Raw genomic sequence first — 24,310 nt, 5'->3', positions numbered from 1 at the left:
GGGGCCGGCGTTTTTCTTTAGCGGCGCAGGAGCAGGCGCGCGTAGGTGAGCGGTGAGACCAGCGCGCGCTTGCTGGCAACGGCATCGCGCGCCGCGGTCATGCGGCGGATCCACTCCAGCACGTCGGGCCGGGCCGCGGCGCGTCCCACGATGAAGTCGATGAGCCCCGCGTGGCGCGCGAGCCTGCGCAGCCGGTAGTGCAGCGCAATCTCGCCGCCGTCGAGCGCCCGCCACAGGCGGGCGGGATACTCGAGCGCGAACGCCTCCGGCGGTACGTCGCGCATCACTTCCGCCGCCACCTGCCCGGAATCCAGCGCGTTGCCGATTCCCTCGCCCGAGAACGGGTCCACCAGGCCGGCGGCGTCGCCGGTGAGCAGAAAGCCGTTGCCGGCAATGGTGCGCGAGACATCCGGCGTGGGCAGGTTCCAGCCGTGCACGTTCCCGATGCGCTCCACGCCGCGAAAGCGTTCCCGAAAGCGCGGCAGCGCCAGCGCGGCTTCGTGCATTTCCCGCAGCCCACCGCGGCGCTTCTTCAATTCCGCGTGCACGATACCGAGCCCCACGTTGGCGATGCCGTCGCCGGTGGGGAATATCCACAGGAAGCCGGGGAGCGATTCGCGCAGAAAGTGAATCTCCACCGTGCGTGGTGCCACGTCGAGGCCGCGGTAGTAGCCGCGCGTGGCCACACACCAGCGCGCGGAATCGTGACGGTACAGCCCCAGCCGCCGCGCCACCACAGAGTCGAAGCCATCCGCGCCCACCACGGCGCGCGCGTGAACTTCGCCGGTGCCCTCGCGGGTGGCGAACGACACCCCGGTAACGCGTGAACCGTCGCGCAGCACGTCGGTTACGCGGGCACCCTCCAGCACGGTGCAACGCGACCGGGCCGCCTCCACCAGTGCGTTGTCGAGGATCTCGCGGCGGCACACCAGGTGCGGGTCGGGGGTTTCGGGGGAGGAGAGATCCACTTCGATGGCGTCGCCGCGGGGCGAGGCGAGCAGTGCGCGCCCGATGGGTTCGTGCACATCCGCGCGCACGCGGTCCAGCACGCCCAGTTCGCGCAGGTGCGCGACGCTCTTGCGCGCCACCGCGTCGCCGCAGATCTTGTCGCGGGGAAAGGTGTGGCGGTCCAGTAGCACCACATCGAGGCCGGCGCGCGCGGCGTACAGCGCGGTGGCACTCCCCGCCGGCCCCGCGCCCACCACCGCAATGTCGCAACTGCGTCGTTTCATGCGCGCAGTCTACACCACCCGTCCCCGGAAAGCGAAGAGAGCCGCCCGCTCCATGAGCGGACGGCTCCCGTGCAAACGGTACCCGGACGGTCAGGCCGTGGCCGGGTCGGGACCGTACTGGTTGCTGCCCGACGCCCCGCGGGTGAACAGCAGAATCAGGCCGAGGTAGATGTTGTAAAACGGCACGAAGAACAGCCAGTAGTGCCACCCCGGCTTGCCGAGGTCGTGCAGGCGGCGCACGGCGATAAACGCCTGCGCCGCGCAGCCCAGCGCGCCGATCAGAAAGCCCAGCGCACCGGCGGCTTCAACGCCGCTGCCGGATACGCCGCTCGCGAAGCCGACCGCGAACGCGCATGCGTACGTGACGGCCATGATCATCATTGAATATATGACGTACTGTTTGCGACTGAGTCGCCCCTGCATGGTGAATACGTTGCTCATGTCTGGCTCCTTTCGGGAACGGAGCGCCACGGGCACTCCACCCGGACGCCGTTCTCGCGCGGCGCGCACCCCGCAAGTCGGCGCACCTGACAAATGCGCACTAACTCCCCACGAAGCTCGTCGCAATCGCCGGGGTGCACGTCCGCCGCGCGGTTCGGACAAGAACGGACGGAGGGGCATTCGGCAAGAACCTTGCCGGTCGCGCAAAGTTATTCCCGGGGAGGGAGCAGGAAGGCGTGGCGCGTGGCGGAATGTCCGGCTTCAGACGGCGACCCGGAAAAAATGTCCCGGCGCACCCGCCCCGCCAGCGGGCAAACTGGCGAGCAGCCTGTCGTTTGTTGCGAAGGGTTGCACAGCGGGGGTAGTTGTGCCGGGTGTCCACGTTATGCGCGGAGCCAGCGTTTCCTCCCTTGCCCACAGCCAAGTTGATTGACAGGTTGCCGAAAGCGGACCAGATTGTAAACAGTGAATTCTGGGAAGATGTTCACTGCCCACCCCGCAGTCGCATCTTCCGCCTTCAATCATTCGATTCACTTGCCGAGGTACGCACTCATGAATCGTCTTTCGTTGTGCATCATTCTAGCGGCAGCGATGTTCGTGTTCGTGCTGGCTGATCCGCCCGTTCAGGGTGGGAGGTCGGATGGTCGATCCGGTACGCCGGTGGTTCGAGCGGATACTATGATCGCAACCGACTGTGAGCTGATTCTGTTCGGAAAAGATGTCTTGCCGGTTACTCGCCAAGGCAGGCGTGGTTACTGGATATCGCGAGATGACACCTCGGTGACATGTAACGGAATCACATGCATGACCGTGTCCGACTATTTCCCAAAGGTCGTAATCACGCCGGAGATTGAGCGGAAGACGCGCCTCGTGAGGCGAGCGGCGGAAAGGATTTGGGAGTCTCGCGAAACAAACCACGGCAGCGTAGTTATCGATGAGGAAGTGCGAGGACCGGCGGAGGTGTTTCAACTATCTGTGCCGGAGGAAGACGCCATGGTGACCATCCGGTTGAGCGAGAACGAAATGACCATTTACACTGACGTCAACGATATCGCGACGGTGTATCCACTCGACCGTCCTCAGATGCTGTCACAAGATGCTCTCGGCGAACGAATCGTCCGCAGCGCCTATCAAAGTTTGGTTGACGCCATCGTTCCTAATCGTCTTGTCGTAGTGGGTGCTGGGTATCGGTACTCATATCCGCGTGCGATGGCCGCGGAGGTTCGTGCAGCACTAGGCGAAATTCCGCGTGCTGCCGAGCTTGACTACGTGGATTCGCTCGGAAGGGCGAGGTACAAACCCGTGAAGACCAGGATCGCAACGTGGAACCCCACCCTGGTAGGCGAAGTCATGGAAGGGGAATAGAATTGGACCGCCTTACTTGGGCCAAGGTGTGTGTGGCTTCTGGAATTCTCGCGGCTGTGGTCGCGTGCTTTTCCACTGCACGTGCAAGCGAAAGACAGATAGCACCGCTGAGTATCGTCGAGATCCAGCCATTTCTCAATATTAACCTGTCCACAGGCGTTGGCGATGACGAATTGGGATGGGAAGACTGACCGTGGTCAGCCCGTCGCGAGCGGGGTTTATTTCTACAAGCTGGTCGCGGGGTCGTTCACGGACACCAGGAAAATGACGATTCTGAAGTAGGGGGTCGGGCGACGGGAAGATGCCTCTGGAAAGGGCCGCCTTGGGCGGCCCTTCTGTTTGCCAGACGCGTCGGGTGTGACGCCTCGGTTTGCGTCGCTCCGGTTTGGTTACACGTAGCGGCGTTTGGAGGAGCGGCGGGAGCCGCGGTGCATGCGTCCCAGTTCGGCGCGCGTGGGGGTAAAGCGGCCCACGCCGTGGTCGAAGTCGCGGTAGCGGCGGCGTTCCAGCTTGGCGCCGATGTGTTCTTCGATGCGATCCAGGAACTCTTCTTCGTCGAATGACACCAGTGTCACGGCGTCGCCGGTTGCCTCGGCGCGGCCGGTGCGTCCGATGCGGTGGATGTAGTCCTCGGCGTTGCGGGGCACGTCAAAATTGACCACGTGCGAGATGCCGTCGATGTCAAGGCCGCGCGCGGCGATGTCGGTGGCGATGAGCACGCGGTGCTCGCCGTTCTTGAACCCCTCCAGCGCATCGCGCCGTTCCTTCTGCGACAGGTTGGAGTGCAGTTCCGCCACGTCGACACCGTTGTGCGAGAGCCGGCGGGTGAGAAACTCCGCATTGTCCTTGGTGCCGGTAAACACGAGCACCATGTCCCAGTCCTCGTTCTCGAGGATGATCCGCAGCAGTTCCATCTTGCGGTCGCGCGGCACCGGGTACACGTACTGGGTCACCGTGTCCGTGGGGCGGCGCTGCTCACCTACCTCCACCAGCACGGCGTCGTGTTGCACGCGCTCGGCGAGGCGGCGCACTTCCGATGACATGGTGGCGGAGAAGAGCAGCGTCTGGCGCTCCCCGGGAATCTTGGCGATGATGCGCCGCACGTCCTGGATGAAGCCCATGTCGAACATGCGGTCCACCTCGTCGAGCACGAAGTACTCCACGTTGCGCAGGTCGATGGTGTGGCGGCTGAGATGGTCGAGCAGGCGTCCCGGCGTGGCGATCACGATGTCGACGCCGGCGTGCAGCTTCTTGATCTGCCGGTCGATGGGCATGCCGCCGTAGATGGCGAGCACGCGCAGGTCGAGGTAGCTCCCGTAGGCCTTGAAGGCCTCTTCGTTCTGCACGCACAACTCGCGCGTGGGGGTCAGCACCAGGGCGCGGACGGCGCGCGCGCGCGCGTTGGCGCCCTTTCGCTGCGGATGGCGCGGCGGCTGGGCGCCTTCGGCGTCCTGATTTCCATCGTTCGTTGTCAGGCCCACCAGGATGGGAATGGCAAATGCCGCGGTCTTGCCGGTGCCGGTGGCGGCGCGGCCCAGAATGTCGCGGCCCTCCAGTCCCGGCGGAATGGCCTGTGCCTGGATCTCTGTGGGTGTGTGGTATCCCGAATCCTTGATGGCGCTGAGTATCGGGGCGGGCAGGTTCAGTTCTTCAAACGTCATAGTGAAAATTGCTCCAATTCGATTCTTTTCATACACACGTAGCATACAACGGCTCACTGCCCGAAACAAGCGCGTAAGTGACGGATTGGCCCGCTGTTTGCTCTGCCGATCCGGGTTCGCACATGTACCGAAGCGGCAGAATAACCGGGTGGACGGCTCCACTAACCGTGCTCATCATGGCACTTGTGGTTGCCTGTGGCGACGACGGCACCGCCCCGCCTCCTCCGGACACCCCCACGCGGTCGTACCGGATGGGCTTTTCCGGAATCCCGCCCCGGGCGGATTTTCAGGTTGCGATTGCCTCCATCGACATGTGGTCGCAGCGCGCGGACGCCGCCATCCTGAGCTTCGAACTTCCGTGGGATTCGCTCCTGGCCGGGGTCCCGCCGGAGACACTCGTGGTTCGGGACCAGGCTGAACTGGCCAATTACTACCGCTACAAGGGGCACGAGATCTGGGTCTACCTGGATCCGGCCAACGGCCTCGATCGCGCCGGAGAGTCCGACGCACTGGCGAACGCGGGGCGCAGCATCCAGGAGCCGGAGGTTCAGGCCCTGTTCCGGCGCTACGCAGTGGTGATCGACAGCATTGTCCGCCCCGCACATCTCGGTCTCGCGCTGGAAACCAATCTGATTCGCAGCCTCGCACCCGCCCCGCTGTATGCCGCCGTCCGTCAGGTGGTTAACGATGCGGCCGCCGACGTGCGCGCGGTGGACCCGCTGGTCAAGTTGAGCGTCAGCGTACAGGTGGACCACGCGTGGGGACGACTCGTGGGCGGTGGATTCCAGGGGCTCGACACCGACTTCGCGGACTTTCCGTTCATGGAGGAAATCGGTCTCTCGTCGTATCCGTACCTGGCCGGGTTCGCGGTGCCGGAAGACATTCCTGCCGATTACTACGCTGGACTTCTCTCGGGGCGCACAATACCCGCCGCCGTCACCGAGGGAGGCTGGGCATCCGAGACACTCGACTCGATTGTGTCATCGGAGGACGAGCAGAAGCGCTACATCCAACGTCAGTCGGTGCTGCTCGATCGTGTGAATGCGATTGCCGTCTTCCAGCTGGTCTTCACCGACCTCGACTTTGCCGCGATCACTCCGCCACCCCCGCCCATTCTGATTCTCTTCACACGCCTGGGGCTGGTGGACATGGATCTCAACCCCAAGCCCGCGCTGGCGGCGTGGGACGCGGTGTACGCGCGCCCGCGCGTCTGAGCCTAGAGCCGGCCCACGTACGCTTCCGTCTGGTAGAGCATCTCCACCGTTCCGTCCTTTGCATGCTCGTCCACGAGCTGCTCCAGACCCTGCATGAACGCCGCGTGCCCGGGATGCTCCGGCGCGGGCACATATGACGACGACATCGACAGGCCGCGTACGTCTTCGAAAGTCATCGCGCGCGTGAACTCGAAGCGCCAGTCGTGCATGTCGTCGAGAAACGCGCGCAGGTTGTCACCCAGCACGCGGCGGTGGTCGACGCCCTGGTAGTCGACGGCGTTGGCCACGAGGAAGGCGTCGTAGGCGCGCATGAAGGGGCTGGTCTCCACGCGGCGCGAGTTGAAGACGACCAGCGCGCGGCCGCCCGGGCAGAGGATGCGCTGCCACTCGCGGCGGGTTGCCTCCGGCTCGAACCAGTGGAACGCCTGCGCGGCCGTCACCAGGTCCACCGAGCCGTCGGGCAGCGTGGTGGCCTCGGCGGAACCGTCGACGGAAACGAAGTGCGGTTCGCGCTCGAATAGCTCCTCGGCCGCGGTGCGCATGGCCGCGTTGGGTTCCACCCCGTACACCAGGTTGCCGTTGCGGCAGAATTCGCGGGCCAGCATCCCGGTGCCGCTGCCCACGTCGGCCACGATCCACGACGGGCGCAGATCGATTTTGTCCGTGAGCCAGGCGATCAATTCCGGCGGGTAGCCGGGGCGGTGCCGGAGGTAGTCCTGGACGCGGTTGGAGAACCGCAGCCGGGGATCGTGCTCGTGCGGCTTGTCCACGCCGCTACTGCACCTTTCGCCCGCCGCTGAACCGCTCGAAGTTGCCCCGCGGTCCGATGAAGGCGTTGGCGCACCAGCTCACGAACGACACGATGATCGCGGTGAGCAGCGCCGAGCCGAAACCATCCACGCCGAAGCCGCCCATCATCTTTCCCACCAGCCACACCATCAGCGCGTTGACCACCAGCAGGAACAACCCCAGCGTCACAATGGTAATGGGCAGGGTGAGAATGACGATGATGGGCCTGATGATGGCGTTCACCAGCCCCAGCAGCAGCCCCGCGCCCAGAATGGGGAGCAAGCCACCGGAATGGACGCCGGGCAGCAGTGCGGATGCCACCCACAGCCCAAGCGCCGCAAGCAGTCCCCGAATCAGAAATCCTCTCATACGCACCTCCTTGATCGTCTCGATACAGAGTACGCTCGAAGCGCGTGCTTCGCACGCACCGCTTGCTATATCGCCGGCACGTTGCGGCCGTAGTAGTCGTAAATGTGCTGCACCGCCTCTTCCGCGGTTTCGACGATGGTGAACAGCATCATATCCTCCGGCGAAATTACGCCCTCCGCCACCATCAACTCGAAGTCGATCAGCTGGCTCCAGTACTCGCGGCCCACCAGCACGATGGGCATGGAGCCGACCTTCTGCGTCTGCACCAGGGTGAGTGCTTCGAAGAGTTCATCGAGGGTGCCGAATCCCCCCGGGAACGCCACCAGCGCCACGGCGCGCATCAAAAAGTGCATCTTGCGCATGGCGAAGTAGTGGAACTGGAAACACAACTCCGGGCTCATGTAGGGGTTGGGTTCCTGCTCCATCGGAAGAGTGATGTTGAACCCGGCGCTTACCGCCTGCACGTCGTGCGCACCCCGGTTGGCGGCCTCCATGATGCCGGGACCGCCACCGGTGACAACAACAAAGTCGCGCCGGTCGGCCTGCTTGAACAGCGTGGACACGATGCGCGAGAACTTTCGCGCCTCTTCGTAGTACTTGGAGAGCAGCACGTGCCGCTCCGCGCGCGCCAGCGCGCGGGTGAGATCCCGGTCATCCGGCTTCTTCTCCGCGGCGCGCGCCGCGGCGTCACGGTGCGCAACGGCCTTGTCGCGCGGAAGAATGCGCGCACTTCCAAACACCACGATGGTGGAACGGATCTTCAAGCGGCGCAGCAGCATCTCCGGTTTGAGCAACTCCAGTTGCAGCCGGATCGGACGCAGCACCTCCTCCTTGAGGAAGTCGGCATCCTCGAACGCAATGCGATAGGCTGGACTGTCCTTCAACTCGGAGATGAGCTGCTGGCGTTCGTCGTGATTCGGTTCGGGGCGCTCGGGGAAACGTTCGTTTGTATCATCTGCCATCGGTGGGCTCTCCTTGGGGCTGTTTCCATACGGGCGTGTGTAACACGCGGCCACATTGTAGCACGCGCGGCGCGGTAAGCATAAAATTCATGCTAAAACTGAGCGCGGTGCTTGACGCGCGCGTGTCCGGTTCGAAATAATGAAGGCTATCTCGCTGAAGGAAGGAACAGGGGGAGCGAAGCCGCCTTCGGGCGGGCCGTTGCGGGGGCCCACCAGCCTCTACGGTGCGGTCAAGCGCTTCCAGACCGCGTCGCTCCCGCTGCCTTTTGCCCGCCGGGGCCGGCTGGTGTAGTATCCCGCCATGCCCCGCTTTCCGTCGTTCTCCGCGCGTACGTCGCGTATCTCTGGCTCGGTCTACGAAAAGTTCCGCGCGCGCATGACGGTGCAGGGCGGTAGCCTCATCGGGTTGCACATCGGCGACGCGTTTCCGCCACCGCCGTATCCCATTCCCATCGACGAAACCTTTGCACGCACGCATGCGGGGTTCCACCGCTACTGCGACACCTTCGGTGTGGCCGCCCTGCGCGACGCTCTGGTTGAGAAGCTGCGCGACGACAACCATCTCGAGGTAACGCGCGACAACGTGTTGGTGACGGCGGGCGCCACCAACGCCCTCAGCGCCATCGTGCAGAGCCTGGTGGACGACGGAGACGACGTTCTTCTGCTCTCGCCCTTCTGGCCATTCTTCCGTGGCATGGTGAGGATGGCGGGCGGGAATGCCGTGGAGGTGCCGTTGTACGCAAAGCTCTACGACACGCCGCAAACCGACGTGCGCGCGTTGTTGGAGGACGCGCTCACCGAACGTACCGTGGCGGTGTACCTCAACACCCCCAACAACCCCAGCGGCAAGGTGCTCACGCGGGCGCAGGTGGAAACCATCGCGGACTTTGCGCGCCGCCACAACCTGTGGCTCATTTCCGACGAGGCCTATGACGGCATGACCTTCGACGGGCGCGAGCACGTCTCACCCGCGAGTCTTCCCGGGGCTGCGGAACGCACCATCGCCGTGTACACCTTCTCCAAGGTGTACATGTTCGCCGGACTGCGGCTGGGCTATGCGGTGGGGGGCGCGGACGTCATCCGCACGGTCAACAAGGCCATGGTGCATCAATTATATAGCCCGTCGACGGTGGCGCAGCAGATGATGGTGGAGGCGGTGCGGTCCCGCACCGCGTGGTCGCGTGACTTCGTGGACGCGTGCGCGCGCATCCGCGACACCGTGGCGGCTGCGCTGCGCGTGGATGCGGCGCTTCCCGACGGCGCGTATTACTTCTTCTTTCCGGTGGATGCGTACCTGCGCGGCCGCTCCTACGAGCGTGTGATCGAGGAACTCCTCGACGCGGGCGTATCCGTGGCGCCGGGCGCCGACTTCGGCGTGGACTTCGCCGAATGGATACGGATCTGCTTCGCGGGCGAATCACCGCAGCGCGTGCTCGAAGGCGTCGAGCGGCTGAACCGCGTACTCGCCGGCTGACTTACACCGCGCCCAGTGCCCGCGCCGCGCGCGCGTAGTCTTTGGGCTTCACCCACAGAATCATGCCGTAGCGGCCCTTGCCGGCGCACACCGCGTCCGCCGCGGTGACACTGATCTTGGCCGCCGCCAGCTTCTTGATGTGGCGGTTCACCGCGCCCACGGAATCCTTGCCCTGGATGAGGAACGCGTTCTTGGTGCGCCCCAGTTTCCATCCCTTCCTGGTGGCGAGGCTGCGCAGTTTGGTCATCTTCTCCGGAACCAGGTCCAGCTGGGCGCGCCCGTTACCGGCCGGGAAGCCGGAGAACGCAATGAGATTCACGCCCGCTTCGCGCAACTCGGAAAGAATCTTTACGCCGGTTCCCGCGCGCATCGGAACCATTGCATAACAGTACGACACCTTGTGTACACGATCCGCCATCACGGAACCTCCAGGTTTGCAGGTTGAGCCGCAAGTATAGCGTGCCGACGCCACCGGTCAATGGCCGTGCCGCCGCGCTTGGAACGACGTCCACTTTGCGATATACTCCCCGCTGACGATGGGCAACCGCCGCGGCGATTGCCGCCGCGTCCGCCCCCGATCAGTAGCGGCTCATGATAGGTCACATCGTCTCGCATTATCGCGTCCTCCAGAAGCTGGGGGGCGGTGGCATGGGCGTGGTGTACAAGGCCGAGGATCTCAAACTCCGCCGTACCGTCGCCCTGAAATTTCTCGCGCCCGAACTCACCCGCGACGAAGACGCCAAGAAGCGGTTTCTCCACGAAGCCCAGGCCGCGTCCGCGCTCGATCACCCCAACATCTGCAGCGTCCACGAGATCGACGAAACCCCCGAGGGGCAACTGTTCATTGCCATGACCTGTTACGACGGCGAATCGCTCAAGGAGCGGATCGCGCGGCGCGGTCTCGATGTGGAGGAGGCGTTCCAGATTGCGTTTGCGGCCGCGCAGGGGCTGGGGCGCGCGCACGCGAGCAACATCATCCATCGCGACATCAAGCCCGGCAACATCATGATCACCGCCGACGGCTTCGTGAAGATCATCGACTTCGGTCTCTCGAAGCTCATCGGCCGCTCGCGGGTCACCGGCAGCGGCACCACCCTGGGAACGGCGGCGTACATGTCGCCCGAACAGGCGCGCAGCGAAGAGGTGGATGGGCGTACGGACATCTGGTCGCTGGGCGCGGTGCTCTACGAGATGCTCACCGGGCGGGTGCCGTTCCGCGGCGAGATCGACCAGGCGGTGGTGTACTCGATTCTCAACGAGACACCGGAGCCCATCCGCAAGCTGAAGCCGGATGTTCCCGATGCGTGCGTGGCCATCGTCGACAAGTGCCTGTCGAAGGACCCCGAGAAGCGCTACCAGTCCGCCGAAGACTTTTGCGTGGCGGTGTTCGAGGCGGGCAAGAAGCTGGGCTGGGGCGACTCGTTCGCCACCGGCGGCGTGCGCGCGGTGAGCGTGGTGCGGGGGCGGGGCCGGAGCCGGAGCCGCTCGAACTTCGCGTGGGCCGCCGTGGCCATCGTGGTCATCACAGGCGCGGTCCTTGGCGCGCGCGCATGGTACGCGCGGGTGGCATCGCCGTTCAGGACCGATGTCCGGCTCGCGGTTGTTCCGTTCGATCGCATCGGTGACGTCCCCTCGCAGGCCGCCGCGGACGGTATTGCGCACTGGGCGTCGTTGATGCTCGAAGGCGCGCAACCGGGCGGAAGATCGATGTGGGTCATGCCTTACGAACGGGTGCTGTCGGACCGCCCTGCCAGTGTCGAGCGGATTTCCGCGACGATGGGCGTGAATCGCCTGCTGAGGGGGGAGTTTCAGCCATTCTCCGACCGCATCCGTCTTACGCTCACAATCGAGGACGCAAGAACGCAGAGACAGTTGCGATCTGCCGTTGTGGATCTTGCCCCGAAGTTCGAGGGACTGCCCGCGCAACTCGATACGGCGATGTCCCGCCTCCTGGGAGTGGATGTCTCCCCGGGTCCGGCGCCCATGGAGGACGAAGACACTCCTGCGTTCCCGCTGTTCCTCGAAGGACTCGGTTACCTCGATTACTACAAACACGCCGATAATAACGAGCAGGCGCTCGACCGTCTGCGATCGGCCGTGGAAATTGCGCCCGGATTCGCGACCGCGCGGATGGCGCTGTCGATGGCGTACGTGCGCGGGAACGCACGCGATGGAGGTGAGAGCTGGCTGGAGATGGCACGGGCGGAAATGCCGGTCGCGTTTGCAATCGACTCGGTTGGTGCCTGGCCCCGGACGGTGCGGGCGGAGGTGCTTCGGGCCTTGAACCGGGACCGTGATGCGGAACTGCAAGCCCGAGGTGCGATCCACGACCAGCCGGACGCGATAAGGGGCCATGAGATGCTCATGGACGTCCTCATCGCCTCCCGCCGGTACGCCGAGGCGATCGAAGTTGGGAAGAAACTGGCGGATCAGTTTCCGGACTACTACCGTGCCCACTGGCGGCTGGGATGGTTGTATCGCCGGATCAACGACCCGGAAAGCAGTGTTCGCGAGCACTTGCTGGCCAACCGTCTCGCCCCGGGCAACGACGGCGTGCTTGGAAGCCTGGGCGTTCATTACTATCAGGCTGGCGATTACCCGCGCGCACGAGAATTCTTCGAGCGGTCCTATCTCGTGAAGCCGACTTACGCGAGCAGTTCGAATGTTGGTGCCCTTATGTATCTCGAAGGGAGATTCGAGGACTCCGCCAGATACTACCAGTACGCGTTGGAACTGGGCGACTCCTCCTCCTACATCAACTGGGGCAACTGGGCCTCGTCGCTCTACTGGGTCGATGGAAATCGCGAACAAGCAATTCCGCTGTTCCAGCGGGCGGTGGATCTTGCACTCGATAATCTGGACAAGAACCCGGATGACGCCACCGTCATCGCGCGACTCGCCGACTACTACGCGATGATGGGGAAAGTGGATGATGCGCGGGGGATGATCGCGCGTGCGGCCCGTTACGATGACGCGGAGGTCGACTTCCGGATTGCATGCGCGTATGAGAAGCTCGGCGACCGCGAGAAGTCGCTCGAATACCTCAACCGCGCCATCCAGGCCGAATACCCCATGCAGGATATTGAGAGGGAGCCCCTGTTCAGGGATCTGAGGCGCGACGCGCGCTTCCAGATGCTTGGCGCGCCCATAGAAAAATGAGGGTGCAGTTTTAAGCTGTCCGTGTGTTGTTCCGAACCTCAGGAGGTTGTTTCATGCGCAGGAAAATTCTTCAAACCATACTGCTACTCGCGCTCGGGGGGGTGTTCGCGGTGGGTGGTTGTCTCCCCACGGGTGGCGTCGTCATATGCATCACGGATGATTGCCAGGTTGTTGCTCCCAAGACGGCGGACGGCAATATCCACATCAAGCGGGGAAGCATGATTGAGTGGTGCAACGAGAGCCATGGCACCGTGGTCATACGGGTGAGCCATCACAAGCTCCTGAGCGGATCGGCCACCATCCGGCTGGCACCCGGTGAGCGCGTTAGCAGGAAGATCGGGCGGCTTCCCGCTGGACCATACGAGTGGAAGTTCTTCTGCCTTGAGACCGGCGAGGGCAAAGAAGAGGGGGGGCCGGGCCCTCCGGTTGTCGTTGAACCTGAACCCTGATGCTTTTCGACCGGCGGAGCGGCGGGCGCGATCAGCGCCCGCCGCCCGTGCCGGAGAGAGGTTGCTCGCGCCCGTTTCTCGTAAGCTGGCACTCTAACTTGAGTTCGCTCGAAGTTGGGGCGCCGCTGTAGAACAGCATTGTATAGCTGCGCAATCGCTCGGCTGGGAATGCGACCTCGATGACACCATTTACCGGCGGCCCACCCCGCATGATTTCGTGCATCTCCGAATCCACGATCACCACGCGCGCGCCGGGACCTGCGTTGCTGCGGATGCGCAGAATCGCATCGTCGGGCCGGTGGAACTCAGGATCGCATATGATGCACCGCGGAATCGGCGCACGCACCAGCGATTCCATGAGCCACATGAAGCGCATAAGGTCGTCGAGTGACGAGTCGAAGGTAAGGACGGAGACGAAATCTTCGATGGAATAGCATATCCCCAGCAGGGCCTTCCGAACGGCGTCTTCGCACACCGCGCAGAACGGGTCGTTGCCCGGACACAGCACGTAGTCCATGAGGCAGTACCCGGATGGCCGGTAGATGCCGTGCGCGTAGTAGCCACCACCTTCCCAGGCGCCAATGCGGTATCCGTTGCACTCCTGCGTGTACAGGGTTGGATAGGTGCGGGCGTTGGTCATTGATGTCCAGGGAAGCTTGTCCCGCTCATACTCCGTGGTCAGGTTGGGGTTCTCGGGTTCGCCCTCGGTGGCGAGGGGATAGGTGCGATCCAAGTCGTCTTCACAATTCCTGCACATGTACTCATCCGCAAGATTTGCAATTATGTGTCCGATCTCGTGGGCTGGTATGACTCCATACGGGTACTTCGTCGACGAAATGATGACCTTCGATTCCGGATACGCGGTTGCAAGGTAGTTGACGTCGTCGTTGATTACCACGTAGACGATGTCCGCTGGCGCTCCCACCAACGACGGAACATCCCGAACGTCCGTGAGATTGCAGTCGACCGCAGCGGTGTCTCCCGTCGCCACGCATCCCAGCGAACTGGCGGACGACGGCGATATCATATCAACAGCCCAGAAGTTGAATGCGCACTTGTAATCCGAGTAGGGTTTGATCTCCAGCAACTCGGTGATCATTTGCTTGATAACGTCGGCGAAGTAGCCCAGTTCGCTCTCCTGGAATCCATCCGCGACGAACACGAGGTCAATCCGCGAGCTAGCACCGGTTCCCAGGACGAGCCGATACAGGGAGCCATCGGGCTGGACCAGGAAGCTGTGCCCGCCCCTCATCTCTGTATCGGCGTTTGCCCCACCGGATCCAGCGAGCCACGCAATCAGGCCAAGCACAACGAGGGATCGTTTCATGGCTTCACCTCTTCGTGGGCGGGGAATTCGCCCAGCAGCGTCATCGCCTTACGACTCTCCCCCTGCGTGGCGTCAATCCTGCGGGGAACCCGATACACGCGGATGGTGTTCGTCTCTTGGAGGTTGGGGACATAAGCAATGAGTACCGCAGTGTCGGGTACTCGCCCCCGGCGAAACGACAGGGCCTCCGCGCCCGCGGGCGCGATGATTTCCGGGAGCGACGCGGAGACGTCTATGAGGGTGGTTGAGAACAGGATGCTCCCGTCCGTTGCAACAAGGTCCACCGCGATGCGCTTTCCCCCGACAGGCGCGTGGCCCGACCACGATTCGGCGGAGAGCCCCGCGCTGGCCAGGTGGGCGCCGCCCTCGTCGAGAACAATATTCAACGCGCGGGTCATTGCCTCCCGTGTTTCGAGCGCCGATGTGGCGACGGTGCGGTCGCCGGCAAGGATCGACAGGGTGTGAGTTCCCGGCTCGAGCGAGGGGATGATTACCCCCACGTGGCGGGAGTCAATGGCTTCCACGATCTTGGCTGGCTTGTCGTCAAGGGTCATCCGGATCTGGCTGGCGTCGCAGTTGCGGGGCAACTCGACGATCACCACCTCTCCGGGGCGCGGATTTTCGGGAAGAATGGTGACAGAACCGGACCGGCTGCACGATGCAAGGGCGAGGATGAAGAGCACTGCAATCGCGGGCGGATCCGTGACCAGGGAAACGACTCGAGCGCGCATGGCCGGCCTCCCTGTGTAGTTGGTTGATTGAAGACTACTTGCTCGGATCGCGCTGGTCAAGATACCCGAAGGATGGTGCGCCGGAGCGCCCCATCTGATACATTCTCCCGGTGGCTGGGCTTCCTGGCGCGGCCATGCCGGACTGAAAAGGAAGGATCTTTCGATGAGTCAGACGCCGAACGCCGCAACCATGGATGACGTCAGGAAGTTCAACGACGCCTGCAGCCGCCTGCGCAACGAAATCGGCAAGGTCATCGTGGGGCAGGACCAGGTGATCGAAGAGCTGCTCATCGCGCTCTTCGCGGGCGGGCACTGCCTGCTGGTGGGTGTGCCCGGCCTGGCCAAGACCCTCCTTATATCCACCGTGGCCGAAGCGCTGGACCTCAGGTTCTCGCGCATCCAGTTCACGCCCGATCTCATGCCCAGCGACATCACCGGCACCGAGATCCTCGAAGAAGACGCCGCGTCGCGCAAGCGTTCCTTCCGGTTCATCAAGGGCCCCATCTTCGGCAACGTGATTCTCGCCGACGAGATCAACCGCACGCCGCCCAAGACGCAGGCCGCACTGCTGCAGGCCATGCAGGAAAAGAAGGTCACCGCGGGCGGCGAGACCTTTTCGCTGGATCTGCCCTTCTTCGTGCTTGCCACCCAGAATCCCATCGAGCAGGAGGGAACGTATCCGCTGCCGGAAGCGCAGCTGGACCGCTTCATGTTCAACATCCGCGTGGACTATCCGAGCGAGGCGGAGGAAATCCAGATTGTGGAATCCACCACATCGCCGTCGGGTGAAAAGCCGTCCATCGTGCTGCACGCGGACGACATCCTGCGCACGCAGGCACTGGTGCGCACGGTTCCGGTGGATTCGCACGTGCTCAAGTACGCCATCCGCCTGGTGCGCGCCACGCGCGACGACACCGTGCCGCAGGTGCAGCAATACGTGTCGTGGGGCGCGGGCCCGCGCGCGGGACAGAATCTCATCCTGGGCGCCAAGGTGCGCGCCGTCATGAACGGCCGGCCCATTCCCAGCGTGGAGGACGTGCGCGCCATCGCGCACCCGGTGCTTCGGCACCGCGTGGTCACCAACTTCAATGCAGACGCAGATGGCGTTTCCACCGACAACATCATCGACATGTTGCTGGAAGGTGTCAGCGAGTAGCGCCCCATCGATGGCTTTTTGCCGCCGCCCATTCGTGCGCGCACGTGGTCTCGCCGCCGCGCTGGCTTCGATAGTCGCGGCGATCGCTGTCCTCGCCGCCGCGGGTGCAGCGCGTTGCCAGGCGCCCGAGGACGACCCGCGCACCGTCGAGTGGGTGCTGGCCAACCAGCCGGAGCGCGTCCGCGCCCTGTTCGACACCCTCAATCTCACCCGCCCCGGGCTCGAAGCCGTGCGCCGCGCGGTGGTTGCCGACGACTATATCGCCGCCTGCTACGCGCTTCTCGCCTACTACCGCACCGCGCCCACCGCAGGCTGGTTGCGCCACCCCGCGGTGCCGGTGAGCGAGCGCAGCGACGCGCGCGCCGATGCGATGCTCCAGGACGACTTTACCTTCTACAACCAGCGCGGAACATTGCGGCGCACGCGCTCGGGCGGCATCGACTGGTCGTACGACGGTCCCCGCAACGATCCTGAATGGGGATGGTCGCTCAACGACCTCTACTGGTTCAACCTTCTGTGCGCCGCCTACTACAAGACCGGCCGCGTCGAGTACGTGGAGCGTGTCGACACCGATACGCGCGACTGGATCCTCAACAATCCCATGCCGTCGCGAATGACCAGGACCGGTCACTGGCGCGGGCTCACCACGTCCGCGCGCGCGCGCGCATGGATGTTCACCTTCTACGGACTGCAGCAGTGCGACGAGTTTTCGCCCTCCACGCGCCTGCTCATGCTCTCCAGCCTGTTCCACCACGCGCAGTACCTGCTGGTGTTCCACCGGCATGACGCGTTCAACTGGACAATTTCCGAACTGGAGGGACTCGCCACCATTGCCACCGCGTGGCCCGAGTTCGACGACTCGCCCGGATGGCGCGCGTTCGCGTTGGAGCGCATGGGCGAAGAGATGTCGAACCAGGTCTACCCCGATGGCGCGGATGTGGAACTCACCGCCATCTACCACCGCATCACCACCGAGCACTTCGAGAAGTTCATCGGCGTATTCCGGGAGTTTGGCTACGACGTTCCTGACTCGCTGAGGCACGGCGTGGAGGAGATGTGGAACTACCTGGCACTCACCCTGCGTCCCGACGGTACCACGCCGGAGAACAACGACTGCGACCGCCGCAACATCGGTGAGAAGCTACTCAACGCGGCGCGCGTACACGATCGCCCGGACTGGACCTGGTGTGTCACCAACGGCACGTCCGGCACCGAACCCGCCGCCGGCCAGTCGGTGACGTTCCCGTGGGCGGGTCACGCGGTGATGCGCTCCAGCTGGCGGCGCGACGCGCATTGGTCCTTCTTCGACATCGGCCCCTACGGCACCAACCACCAGCACCGCGACATGCTGCACGTCTCGGTGGATGCCTACGGGCGCGCACTACTGGTGGACGCGGGGCGCTACAACTACGAGCGCGGCAAGTGGCGCGACTACTTCACCGGTTCCCGCGCGCACAACGTCATTCGTATCGACGGTGGGGGCCAGAAGGCGTACAGCGAACGCGCCAGCGTGCCGCTGAACGTATCCAACTACGGCACCACGCCTGACTGGGACTTCGCGCGCGGCATCTACTCCGGCGGATACGCGGGGGTCAGCGGCCAGGCCATCCACACGCGCACGGTCATCTACGTGCGCGACCGTTTCTGGGTGGTGGCGGATCGCATCGAGACCGACCGGCCGCGCGACATCGAGGCGCTGTGGCACTTCGCGCCCGACTGTTCGCTGGTGGTGGACGACCGCTCGGTGGTCACCGCCGACCCCGGCAAGGGCAACCTGCGCGTGGTGCCGGTGGGCGGGATGCGCTGGAAGGTGAATGTCGTCAAAGGCCAGGAACGCCCGTCGGTCCAGGGGTGGTACAGCGGCTACTACAGCGAGAAGCAGCCGTCGCCCACGGCGGTTTACACCGCGGAGCTTCCCGGCACCACCACCTTCACCTGGCTCCTGGTCCCCGGACGGGGTGCCGTGCCCGCAATCAACGCCACGGTGATATCGAGCCGTCCGGAGCGGGTGGAGCTGCGCGTGCAGGTGGACCCGCAGGAATCGTACCTCATCACCGTCCCCATGAACGCCTGGCGCCCCACGGTGCGACGCGACTGACGCGCTGGTTCCCGGGCGCCGGGACGTGTATAATCGCGCCATGGCTGAACCACGCAAGTTCCAGTCGGGACTGGTCAATGTCACCTTCGGCGAGGGGGTTACCATCGTCGAGCCGTGCAACCTCTACGGCTGCGCCATCGGCGACGGCGCCTTTATCGGGCCCTTCGTGGAAATCCAGAAGCAGGTCACCATCGGCAAGCGCACCCGCGTGCAGTCGCACGCCTTCGTGTGCGAATTGGTAACCATCGGCGACGACTGCTTCATCTCGCACGGCGCCATGTTCATCAACGATATGTTCCAGATCGGCGGGCCCGCCTACGGACAGGACCACCTGTGGAAGCCGACCAGGATTGGCAACAAGGTATCCATCGGCACCAACGCCACCATTCTGCCCGTTTCCATCTGTGACAACGTGGTGGTGGGGGCGGGCGCGGTGGTCACCAGGGACATCACCCAGCCCGGCATCTATGCCGGCAATCCGGCGCGGTTGATCCGAAAACTGTGAACCCCGATCTGATATCGTCAACCCCCGCCACCGCGGCGACGGAAGCGCCCCCGGGGGCCGCGAGGCCCGGCCGCGTTCTCATCGCCGCCAGTTCGCTGCGCGTGGGCGCTGCCGAGGTCATGACGGTTTCTTTGGCCAATGCTCTGGCCGGCGAGGGCATCGAGGTGTTCCTGGCCAGCGCGGACGGCGCGCTGCGCGGCGACCTCGACGCGCGCGTGCGCTACCTGCCCACCGACAACCCGCACGGTGCGCCCAGCCGCGTCACCCACGAGCTGCTCCTTTATATCAAGCACCACAAGTTCGACGTCGTTCACGCCCAGGGCGCGTCCAGCGCGATGCTCGCCGCACTCGCCGCCCGGGCGAGTCACCTGCGTCCGGTTCGCGTGCTCACCCACCATTCGCGCATATTCCGCCGCGCACCACGACGCGTGTCGGGTGCGGTCATGCGCCGTTGCGCGGACCGTTTCATTGCCATCAACCGTGACAAGCAGCTGGATCTGGAATCGCTGGGCATCAGGCCGGAGCAGATTTCGTTGATTCCCGGGTTTGTGGACGTGGACGCCATCGCCACCCGGGCGGCATCCGCGGAACGCGGGCCGACACTGCGCGATCTCGGCATCCCCGAGGGTGCGCGCGTACTGATGATGTCGGGGCGGGTGCTGGCATCGCGGCGTTTCGACAACTTCGTGCGCATCGTGGCCGAGGTGGCGCGCCGCGAGGCGGACCGCGAGGTGCACGGGCTCGTCGTGGGTGAAGGACCGGACCTGGACGAGGTACGCCGCGTGGCGGTGCGCGAGGAGGCGCCGGGGCACATCCACTTCCTGGGCATGCAGCGCGACCCGCTGGCGTACCTGGCCGCGTCCGACGTGGTCATTGACACCTCGGAGGCTGGCGAATCGCTGCCCATGTTCCTCATCGAGGCGTGCGCGGCGGGCAAGCCCATCGTGTGCTCCGACATTCCCGCGCACCGCGAGATCATCGACGACGGCGAGACGGGTTGCATCGTGAACGCCGGCATCGGTGAGTACGCCCACGCGGTCACCGAACTGCTCGCCCACCCGGAGACCGGTGCGGTGTATGCGCACGCCGCACAGCAGGGTGCGCTGCGCCGCTTCGACCGCCACGTGGTGGCACGCGCGACACTCGACGTGTACCGGAATCTGCTGGCTGCAAAGAGCGCTTAGCGCGTCTGCGAAAAGGCGAGACCCACCGGCAGGCGGGCAAAAGAAATCCCCACGATCATGTCGTCGCCGCGCACCCCGGTGTAGAACCCGGTCGCAAGCCCCCCCGGCGAGAAAACCCCCGGATACACCGTCAGCCGGAACGTCTGCGACCACGCCTGCGACATCTGCATGGAGGCGAGCAGCGAGCCGTGGCGGTGCAGGAACACGCCACCGTCCAGCTTGACGCGCGCCACCAGCGACGACGTCTGGTAGCGGTCGTCCTGAGCGTTCAGTTCGTCCACCGCGCCGCCCAGCCCGACGGACCAGTCGAACAGGTCACCGCCGCGCACGGTGACGCCGAACAGGTGGCTCATCCCCATGTACGCAAACACGCCCACGCGGTGGGTGTCGCGGAAGAAGTAGTGCAGGCCGTAGTTTTCGCCGGCGTTCTCGAAGGTGTTGACCGCCGGGTTGTACACCGGCTGCCCGGACCAGATGGACATGTTGAGCGTTTGCGAGAAGAAACGCGCGATCCCATCGTTGGAAAAGAGCAGCGCACCCACCGGGTCGAAGAAGAGCATGTCGGCCACGGGGTCCACGGTGGGGCGGGTGGCGTTGTAGTGCTCCACCGCCTCCACCGCGAAGGCGTGCGCCATGGTGGTGCCGAAGGCCCACACCGCCGGCGCGGCGAAGCCGCGCGCGTGGTACCACTCCGTGAAAGCGCGGTTTCGCGCGCCACCTCCGATCATGTGCAGCGTATAATTGGGCACCCATTGCAGGCTGCTCCAGTCGAGCCGCGCGGGGAGCATTTCGTCCTTGAGGAAGTCTTCGCGCCCGTAGGCGTCGATGGTGCGGCCGGGGTTCGAGATGCTTTCCCAGGTAACCCGGAAGCCCTGGCTCCAGTCCACGTCGTCAAGCGGCACCCAGTTGCTGGAAATCTGCATGATCCCGAAGGCGCCGTTGATGATCTCGCTCGCCGGGTTGAAAGCGGCGTCAGAGCCGTAGCCGAGGCCCTTGTAGAAATAGCCCTGGGGGGCAGGCTCCATGGGGGTCTGCGCGGACAGGGGGGCGGCCAGCACCAGCATGGAGAATGTGGCGCCCCAGCGGGCCAAACTGCGGGGAAGCATCCCATAATTGTACCCTGCCCGCCGGCAAGATGGTAGCCCCCCCGGGGTCCTTGCCGTGGACGCCGCAACCCGGTAGATTGAGCACCCATGGCTTACCTGCGAGACAAGCAACAGGTCTCCCGCTACCTCGACCCGGCCGTGGTCGGAAAGCTCCAGAACATGGAGCTCAAGGCGCGGCTCATCGTGGAGGGATACATTGCGGGATTGCACCGCAGCCCCTACCACGGTTTCTCGGTGGAGTTCGCCGAGTACCGCCCCTACATGCCCGGCGACAACATCAAGACGGTGGACTGGAAGGTGTTCGGCAAGACCGACCGCACCTACGTCAAGGTGTTCGAAGAGGAAACCAACCTCATCGCCAACATCCTGCTCGACAAGAGCGGGTCGATGGGATTCCCCGAGGGCGGGGTAACCAAACTGACGTATGGGGGCATGCTGGCGGCGAGCCTGGCCTACCTCATGATCCGCCAGCAGGACGCGGTGGGGCTGTGCCTGTTCGACGACAAGGTGCGCGAGCTCATGCCGCACCGCTCGGTGCGCAAGCAGCTGTTCCACATGCTGCACACCCTGGACGGCATTGCGCCGGGAGAGAAGACGTCCATCAGCCCCGCGCTGCACGAAATGGCGGAGCGCATGCGCCGGCGCGGACTCGTGATCCTCATCTCAGATCTCATGGACGACCCCGAGAAGGTGCTCATGGGGCTGAAGCACTTCCGCCATCGCCAGCACGAAGTCATCGTGTTCCACGTGCTCGACCCGCGCGAGATGGACATGGACTACCGCGAGTCGGTGGAGTTCGAGGACATGGAGACCGGGCGCAAGCTGCGCGTGGAGCCCGCGTTCTTGCGCGACCAGTTCAAGAGCGACGTCCGCGCGTGGATCGACAAGCTCGAGCGCGGCTGCCGCAACCACGCCATCGAGTACCACCTGCTGCGCACCGACACACCCTTCGACAAGGCGCTCACGGCGTTCCTGGGCAAGCGCGAGCGGATGGGGTAGATGGGTTTTCTCAATGCGGCGTTTCTGATCGGCCTGGTAGCGGCCGCGGTGCCGGTGATCATTCACCTGCTCAACCGCCGCCGCGTCAAGCGCGTCAAGATTTCCTCGCTGGAGTTTCTGGAGGAGGTCAACCGGCAGCGCATGCGTCGCATCAACCTGCGGCGTCTGCTGGTGCTGCTGCTGCGCACTCTCGCCATCCTCGCCCTCGTGTTTGCCTTCGCGCGGCCCACGCTGCGCAGCGGCTTTCTCTTCAGTGGTTCCGTGCCCAAGAACGTGGTGGTGTGCCTGGACGCCAGCTACAGCATGGGCCTGGAGGAAGAAACCGGCACCGTGTTCGACGCCGCGCGCCGCGCCGCCAAGACCATCGTGGACGAAGCCGGTGCGGGCGACGCGGTGAACCTCATCGTCTTTGCCGACCGCGCCGAGCCCGCGCTGGAGCGCGGCACCCGCAACAAGAGCGTGGTCAAGGCGGCCATCGACCGCTCCGTGCTCACCCGCGAAACCACCGCCATCCGCCCCGCCATCCAACGCGCGCTCGCGCTCATCGAGGCGAGCGACGTGGACGGCGGCGAGATCTACGTGGTGTCCGACTTTCGCGCCAGCGAGGACTCCGCACTGGTCGACGAAGCCGCCATCCCCGACAACGTGCGTCTGTACTTCGTGCCCGCCGCATCCGGCGATGCCGACAACGTGAGCATCGATCGCGTCGGCGTGCCGCGCAAGCTGTTGCGCCCCGGCGAGGTGGTGCGCGTGTCGGTGACCGCCAGCAACCACTCGCGCCGCGCCAGCGCCAGCGTGCCGCTGGAGATCGCCCTGGACGGCGACCGCAAGGCGGAGCAGGTGGTGGAACTGGCGCCGATGGCGTCGCAGACCATCACCTTTCCGCTGTCGGTGGGCAAGTCGGGACGCTATCACGGCCGGGTGGCCAAGAACCGCGACCGGCTGCCGGTGGACGACGACCGCTTCTTCCTGGTGGAAGTGTCCAACAGCATCCCGGTGACGGTGCTCGCGGGCCGGCGCCGCATGACCGGCGCCGACGGCGGCGCGGGAACACCCGGCGTGTTCTACGTGGAGAAGGCGCTCAACCCGCGCGGCACCCTCGAGGGCGAGTTCACGGTGCGTTCCATCGACGAGCGCGAACTCACCGCCAACGCGCTTCCCGCCGCCGGCGTGGTGGTGTGGGTGGATCCGCAGGCCATGGAGCCGCGGCGCATGGTGCTGCTGGAGCGCCACGTGCGGCGCGGTGGCGGCCTGCTGGTGTTCCTTGGCAATGTGAGTACGGCGCTGCGCGACGACGCGGCGTTTCGCGCGCTGGTGGGCGCGCGTGCCTTCACCGACAAAGCGGTGGACTCGCGCCCCGCGTTCACCTCGTTCGAGAAGGCGCACCCGGTGTTTTCATTGTTCACCGCAGAAGAACTGCAGCTTCTCTCCCGCGCGCGCGTGCGCTCGTACGTGGCGGCGCGCGGTGTGGCACCGGACTCGGTGCTGGCGTACGTGGGTGGCGGCGATCCCGCCATCTGGGAAACGTCGCGTGGTGCGGGGCGTGTGCTGGTGATCGCGCCCGGCGCGGATCTCGAGACCGGCGACCTGCCGCTCTCGCCCATGTTCCTCCCGCTGGTGCACACGTCGGTGTCGTACCTGGCCGGATCCAGCGACGCCACCGGCGGCGAAGAGCACCTGGTGGGCAAACCCATCTCCTTCGAAGTCTCCACCACCGGACTCGACGAGTCGCAACTCGTCATCCGCGATCCTGCCGACGCCACGCTCAAGCCGGTGGTGGGCGGGCGCAGCGGCGGCGACGTGGTGGTGGCCTACGAACGCCCCCTCGATCCCGGCTTCTACCGGCTCTACCGCGATACCACGCGCGTGGCCGAAACCGCCGTCAACGTGGACACGGAGGAGTCCAACCTCACCGTGTCGAGCCTGTCCGGCAAGCGGCCCAGGGGTGTGAGCGTGGTGGAGGCGGGCGCCGGATTCCGCGACGACCTGCGCGAGGCGCGCGAGGGCCGCGAGATCTACGCCATGTTCGTGTTGTTCGCAATCGCGGCACTGGCCGCCGAGTCGGTGCTGGGAAGGAAGGCGTGATCGC

General features: G+C 64.8%; 21 protein-coding genes. 11 read left to right on the top strand and 10 right to left on the bottom strand.

The window, feature by feature from the left end; translation table 11 throughout:
- Positions 1-17: 17 nt before the first annotated feature.
- Together OEX18_05670 and OEX18_05665 are read right to left on the bottom strand one after the other, a co-directional pair.
- Positions 18-1,232, bottom strand: coding sequence for an NAD(P)/FAD-dependent oxidoreductase (locus tag OEX18_05670; GenBank protein ID MDH4336750.1), 1,215 nt, complete (start codon positions 1,230-1,232; stop codon positions 18-20).
- Positions 1,233-1,322: 90 nt separating this feature from the next.
- Positions 1,323-1,673: a DUF805 domain-containing protein gene (locus OEX18_05665; GenBank protein MDH4336749.1), complete on the bottom strand. Its 351-nt coding sequence runs from the start codon at positions 1,671-1,673 to the stop codon at positions 1,323-1,325.
- Positions 1,674-2,225: 552 nt separating this feature from the next.
- On the opposite strand from OEX18_05665, the gene OEX18_05660 reads away from it, so the two are divergent.
- A complete protein-coding gene (locus OEX18_05660) occupies positions 2,226-3,038 on the top strand; it encodes a hypothetical protein (GenBank protein MDH4336748.1) in 813 nt (270 codons plus the stop codon).
- A gap of 389 nt (positions 3,039-3,427) precedes the next feature.
- Here OEX18_05660 and OEX18_05655 read toward each other — a convergent pair whose 3' ends face one another.
- Positions 3,428-4,699 (bottom strand): DEAD/DEAH box helicase, encoded by a 1,272-nt coding sequence (locus tag OEX18_05655; protein MDH4336747.1) that lies wholly within the window; start codon positions 4,697-4,699, stop codon positions 3,428-3,430.
- Positions 4,700-4,875: 176 nt separating this feature from the next.
- On the opposite strand from OEX18_05655, the gene OEX18_05650 reads away from it, so the two are divergent.
- Entirely contained in the window at positions 4,876-5,913 is a 1,038-nt protein-coding gene (locus OEX18_05650; GenBank protein MDH4336746.1) for a hypothetical protein, read from the top strand.
- Between the two features lie 2 nt (positions 5,914-5,915).
- Here the strand turns inward: OEX18_05650 and OEX18_05645 are convergent, their stop codons facing one another.
- The 3 genes from OEX18_05645 to OEX18_05635 all read right to left on the bottom strand — a co-directional run bounded on the left by OEX18_05645 (position 5,916) and on the right by OEX18_05635 (position 8,033).
- On the bottom strand, positions 5,916-6,683 hold the full coding sequence (locus tag OEX18_05645) for a class I SAM-dependent methyltransferase (GenBank protein MDH4336745.1): 768 nt from the start codon (positions 6,681-6,683) through the stop codon (positions 5,916-5,918).
- Positions 6,684-6,687: 4 nt separating this feature from the next.
- Positions 6,688-7,071, bottom strand: a complete 384-nt coding sequence (locus OEX18_05640) for a phage holin family protein (GenBank protein MDH4336744.1) — start codon at positions 7,069-7,071, stop codon at positions 6,688-6,690.
- A gap of 65 nt (positions 7,072-7,136) precedes the next feature.
- On the bottom strand, positions 7,137-8,033 hold the full coding sequence (locus OEX18_05635) for an LOG family protein (GenBank protein ID MDH4336743.1): 897 nt from the start codon (positions 8,031-8,033) through the stop codon (positions 7,137-7,139).
- Between the two features lie 301 nt (positions 8,034-8,334).
- On the opposite strand from OEX18_05635, the gene OEX18_05630 reads away from it, so the two are divergent.
- Positions 8,335-9,507, top strand: coding sequence for a pyridoxal phosphate-dependent aminotransferase (locus OEX18_05630; protein ID MDH4336742.1), 1,173 nt, complete (start codon positions 8,335-8,337; stop codon positions 9,505-9,507).
- Between the two features lies 1 nt (position 9,508).
- Here the strand turns inward: OEX18_05630 and OEX18_05625 are convergent, their stop codons facing one another.
- The gene (locus OEX18_05625; protein MDH4336741.1) at positions 9,509-9,925 is read right to left on the bottom strand and encodes a hypothetical protein; all 417 of its coding nucleotides are present in this window, start codon (positions 9,923-9,925) and stop codon (positions 9,509-9,511) included.
- Positions 9,926-10,098: 173 nt separating this feature from the next.
- Between OEX18_05625 and OEX18_05620 the strand changes: the two genes are divergently transcribed.
- Both OEX18_05620 and OEX18_05615 read left to right on the top strand, forming a co-directional pair.
- Positions 10,099-12,666, top strand: coding sequence for a protein kinase (locus OEX18_05620; protein ID MDH4336740.1), 2,568 nt, complete (start codon positions 10,099-10,101; stop codon positions 12,664-12,666).
- A 53-nt stretch (positions 12,667-12,719) separates the two neighbouring features.
- The gene (locus OEX18_05615; GenBank protein MDH4336739.1) at positions 12,720-13,115 is read left to right on the top strand and encodes a hypothetical protein; all 396 of its coding nucleotides are present in this window, start codon (positions 12,720-12,722) and stop codon (positions 13,113-13,115) included.
- 31 nt (positions 13,116-13,146) lie between these two features.
- Here the strand turns inward: OEX18_05615 and OEX18_05610 are convergent, their stop codons facing one another.
- Positions 13,147-14,442 (bottom strand): M64 family metallopeptidase, encoded by a 1,296-nt coding sequence (locus OEX18_05610; GenBank protein MDH4336738.1) that lies wholly within the window; start codon positions 14,440-14,442, stop codon positions 13,147-13,149.
- Positions 14,439-15,173: a hypothetical protein gene (locus tag OEX18_05605; GenBank protein ID MDH4336737.1), complete on the bottom strand. Its 735-nt coding sequence runs from the start codon at positions 15,171-15,173 to the stop codon at positions 14,439-14,441. Before OEX18_05605 ends, OEX18_05610 begins: the two co-directional genes overlap by 4 nt.
- Before the next feature lie 163 nt (positions 15,174-15,336).
- On the opposite strand from OEX18_05605, the gene OEX18_05600 reads away from it, so the two are divergent.
- From OEX18_05600 to OEX18_05585, 4 genes are read left to right on the top strand one after another with little or no spacing between them, the layout of a single operon-like run.
- Entirely contained in the window at positions 15,337-16,329 is a 993-nt protein-coding gene (locus OEX18_05600; protein MDH4336736.1) for a MoxR family ATPase, read from the top strand.
- 34 nt (positions 16,330-16,363) lie between these two features.
- Positions 16,364-18,427 carry a heparinase II/III family protein gene (locus OEX18_05595; protein ID MDH4336735.1) on the top strand — a complete coding sequence of 688 codons (2,064 nt, stop codon included), beginning with the start codon at positions 16,364-16,366 and terminating at the stop codon, positions 18,425-18,427.
- Between the two features lie 40 nt (positions 18,428-18,467).
- Entirely contained in the window at positions 18,468-18,932 is a 465-nt protein-coding gene (locus OEX18_05590; protein MDH4336734.1) for an N-acetyltransferase, read from the top strand.
- Positions 18,929-20,116 carry a glycosyltransferase gene (locus OEX18_05585; protein ID MDH4336733.1) on the top strand — a complete coding sequence of 396 codons (1,188 nt, stop codon included), beginning with the start codon at positions 18,929-18,931 and terminating at the stop codon, positions 20,114-20,116. The genes OEX18_05590 and OEX18_05585 overlap by 4 nt, the downstream gene beginning before the upstream one ends.
- Here the strand turns inward: OEX18_05585 and OEX18_05580 are convergent.
- Entirely contained in the window at positions 20,113-21,222 is a 1,110-nt protein-coding gene (locus tag OEX18_05580; protein MDH4336732.1) for a hypothetical protein, read from the bottom strand. The two genes, OEX18_05585 and OEX18_05580, sit on opposite strands and share 4 nt — an antisense overlap.
- A gap of 87 nt (positions 21,223-21,309) precedes the next feature.
- Here OEX18_05580 and OEX18_05575 point away from each other — a divergent pair, with 87 nt between their 5' ends.
- Both OEX18_05575 and OEX18_05570 read left to right on the top strand, forming a co-directional pair.
- Entirely contained in the window at positions 21,310-22,221 is a 912-nt protein-coding gene (locus OEX18_05575) for a DUF58 domain-containing protein (protein MDH4336731.1), read from the top strand.
- Complete coding sequence (locus OEX18_05570) at positions 22,222-24,306, top strand: BatA domain-containing protein (GenBank protein ID MDH4336730.1); 2,085 nt, start codon at positions 22,222-22,224, stop codon at positions 24,304-24,306.
- Positions 24,307-24,310: the final 4 nt, after the last annotated feature.

The sequence above is a fragment of the Candidatus Krumholzibacteriia bacterium genome, assembly GCA_029865265.1.
Lineage (GTDB): Bacteria > Krumholzibacteriota > Krumholzibacteriia > WVZY01 > JAKEHA01 > JAKEHA01.
Note: the sequence above shows the minus strand (reverse complement) of the source record. Positions and strands in the feature narration are given on the sequence as shown.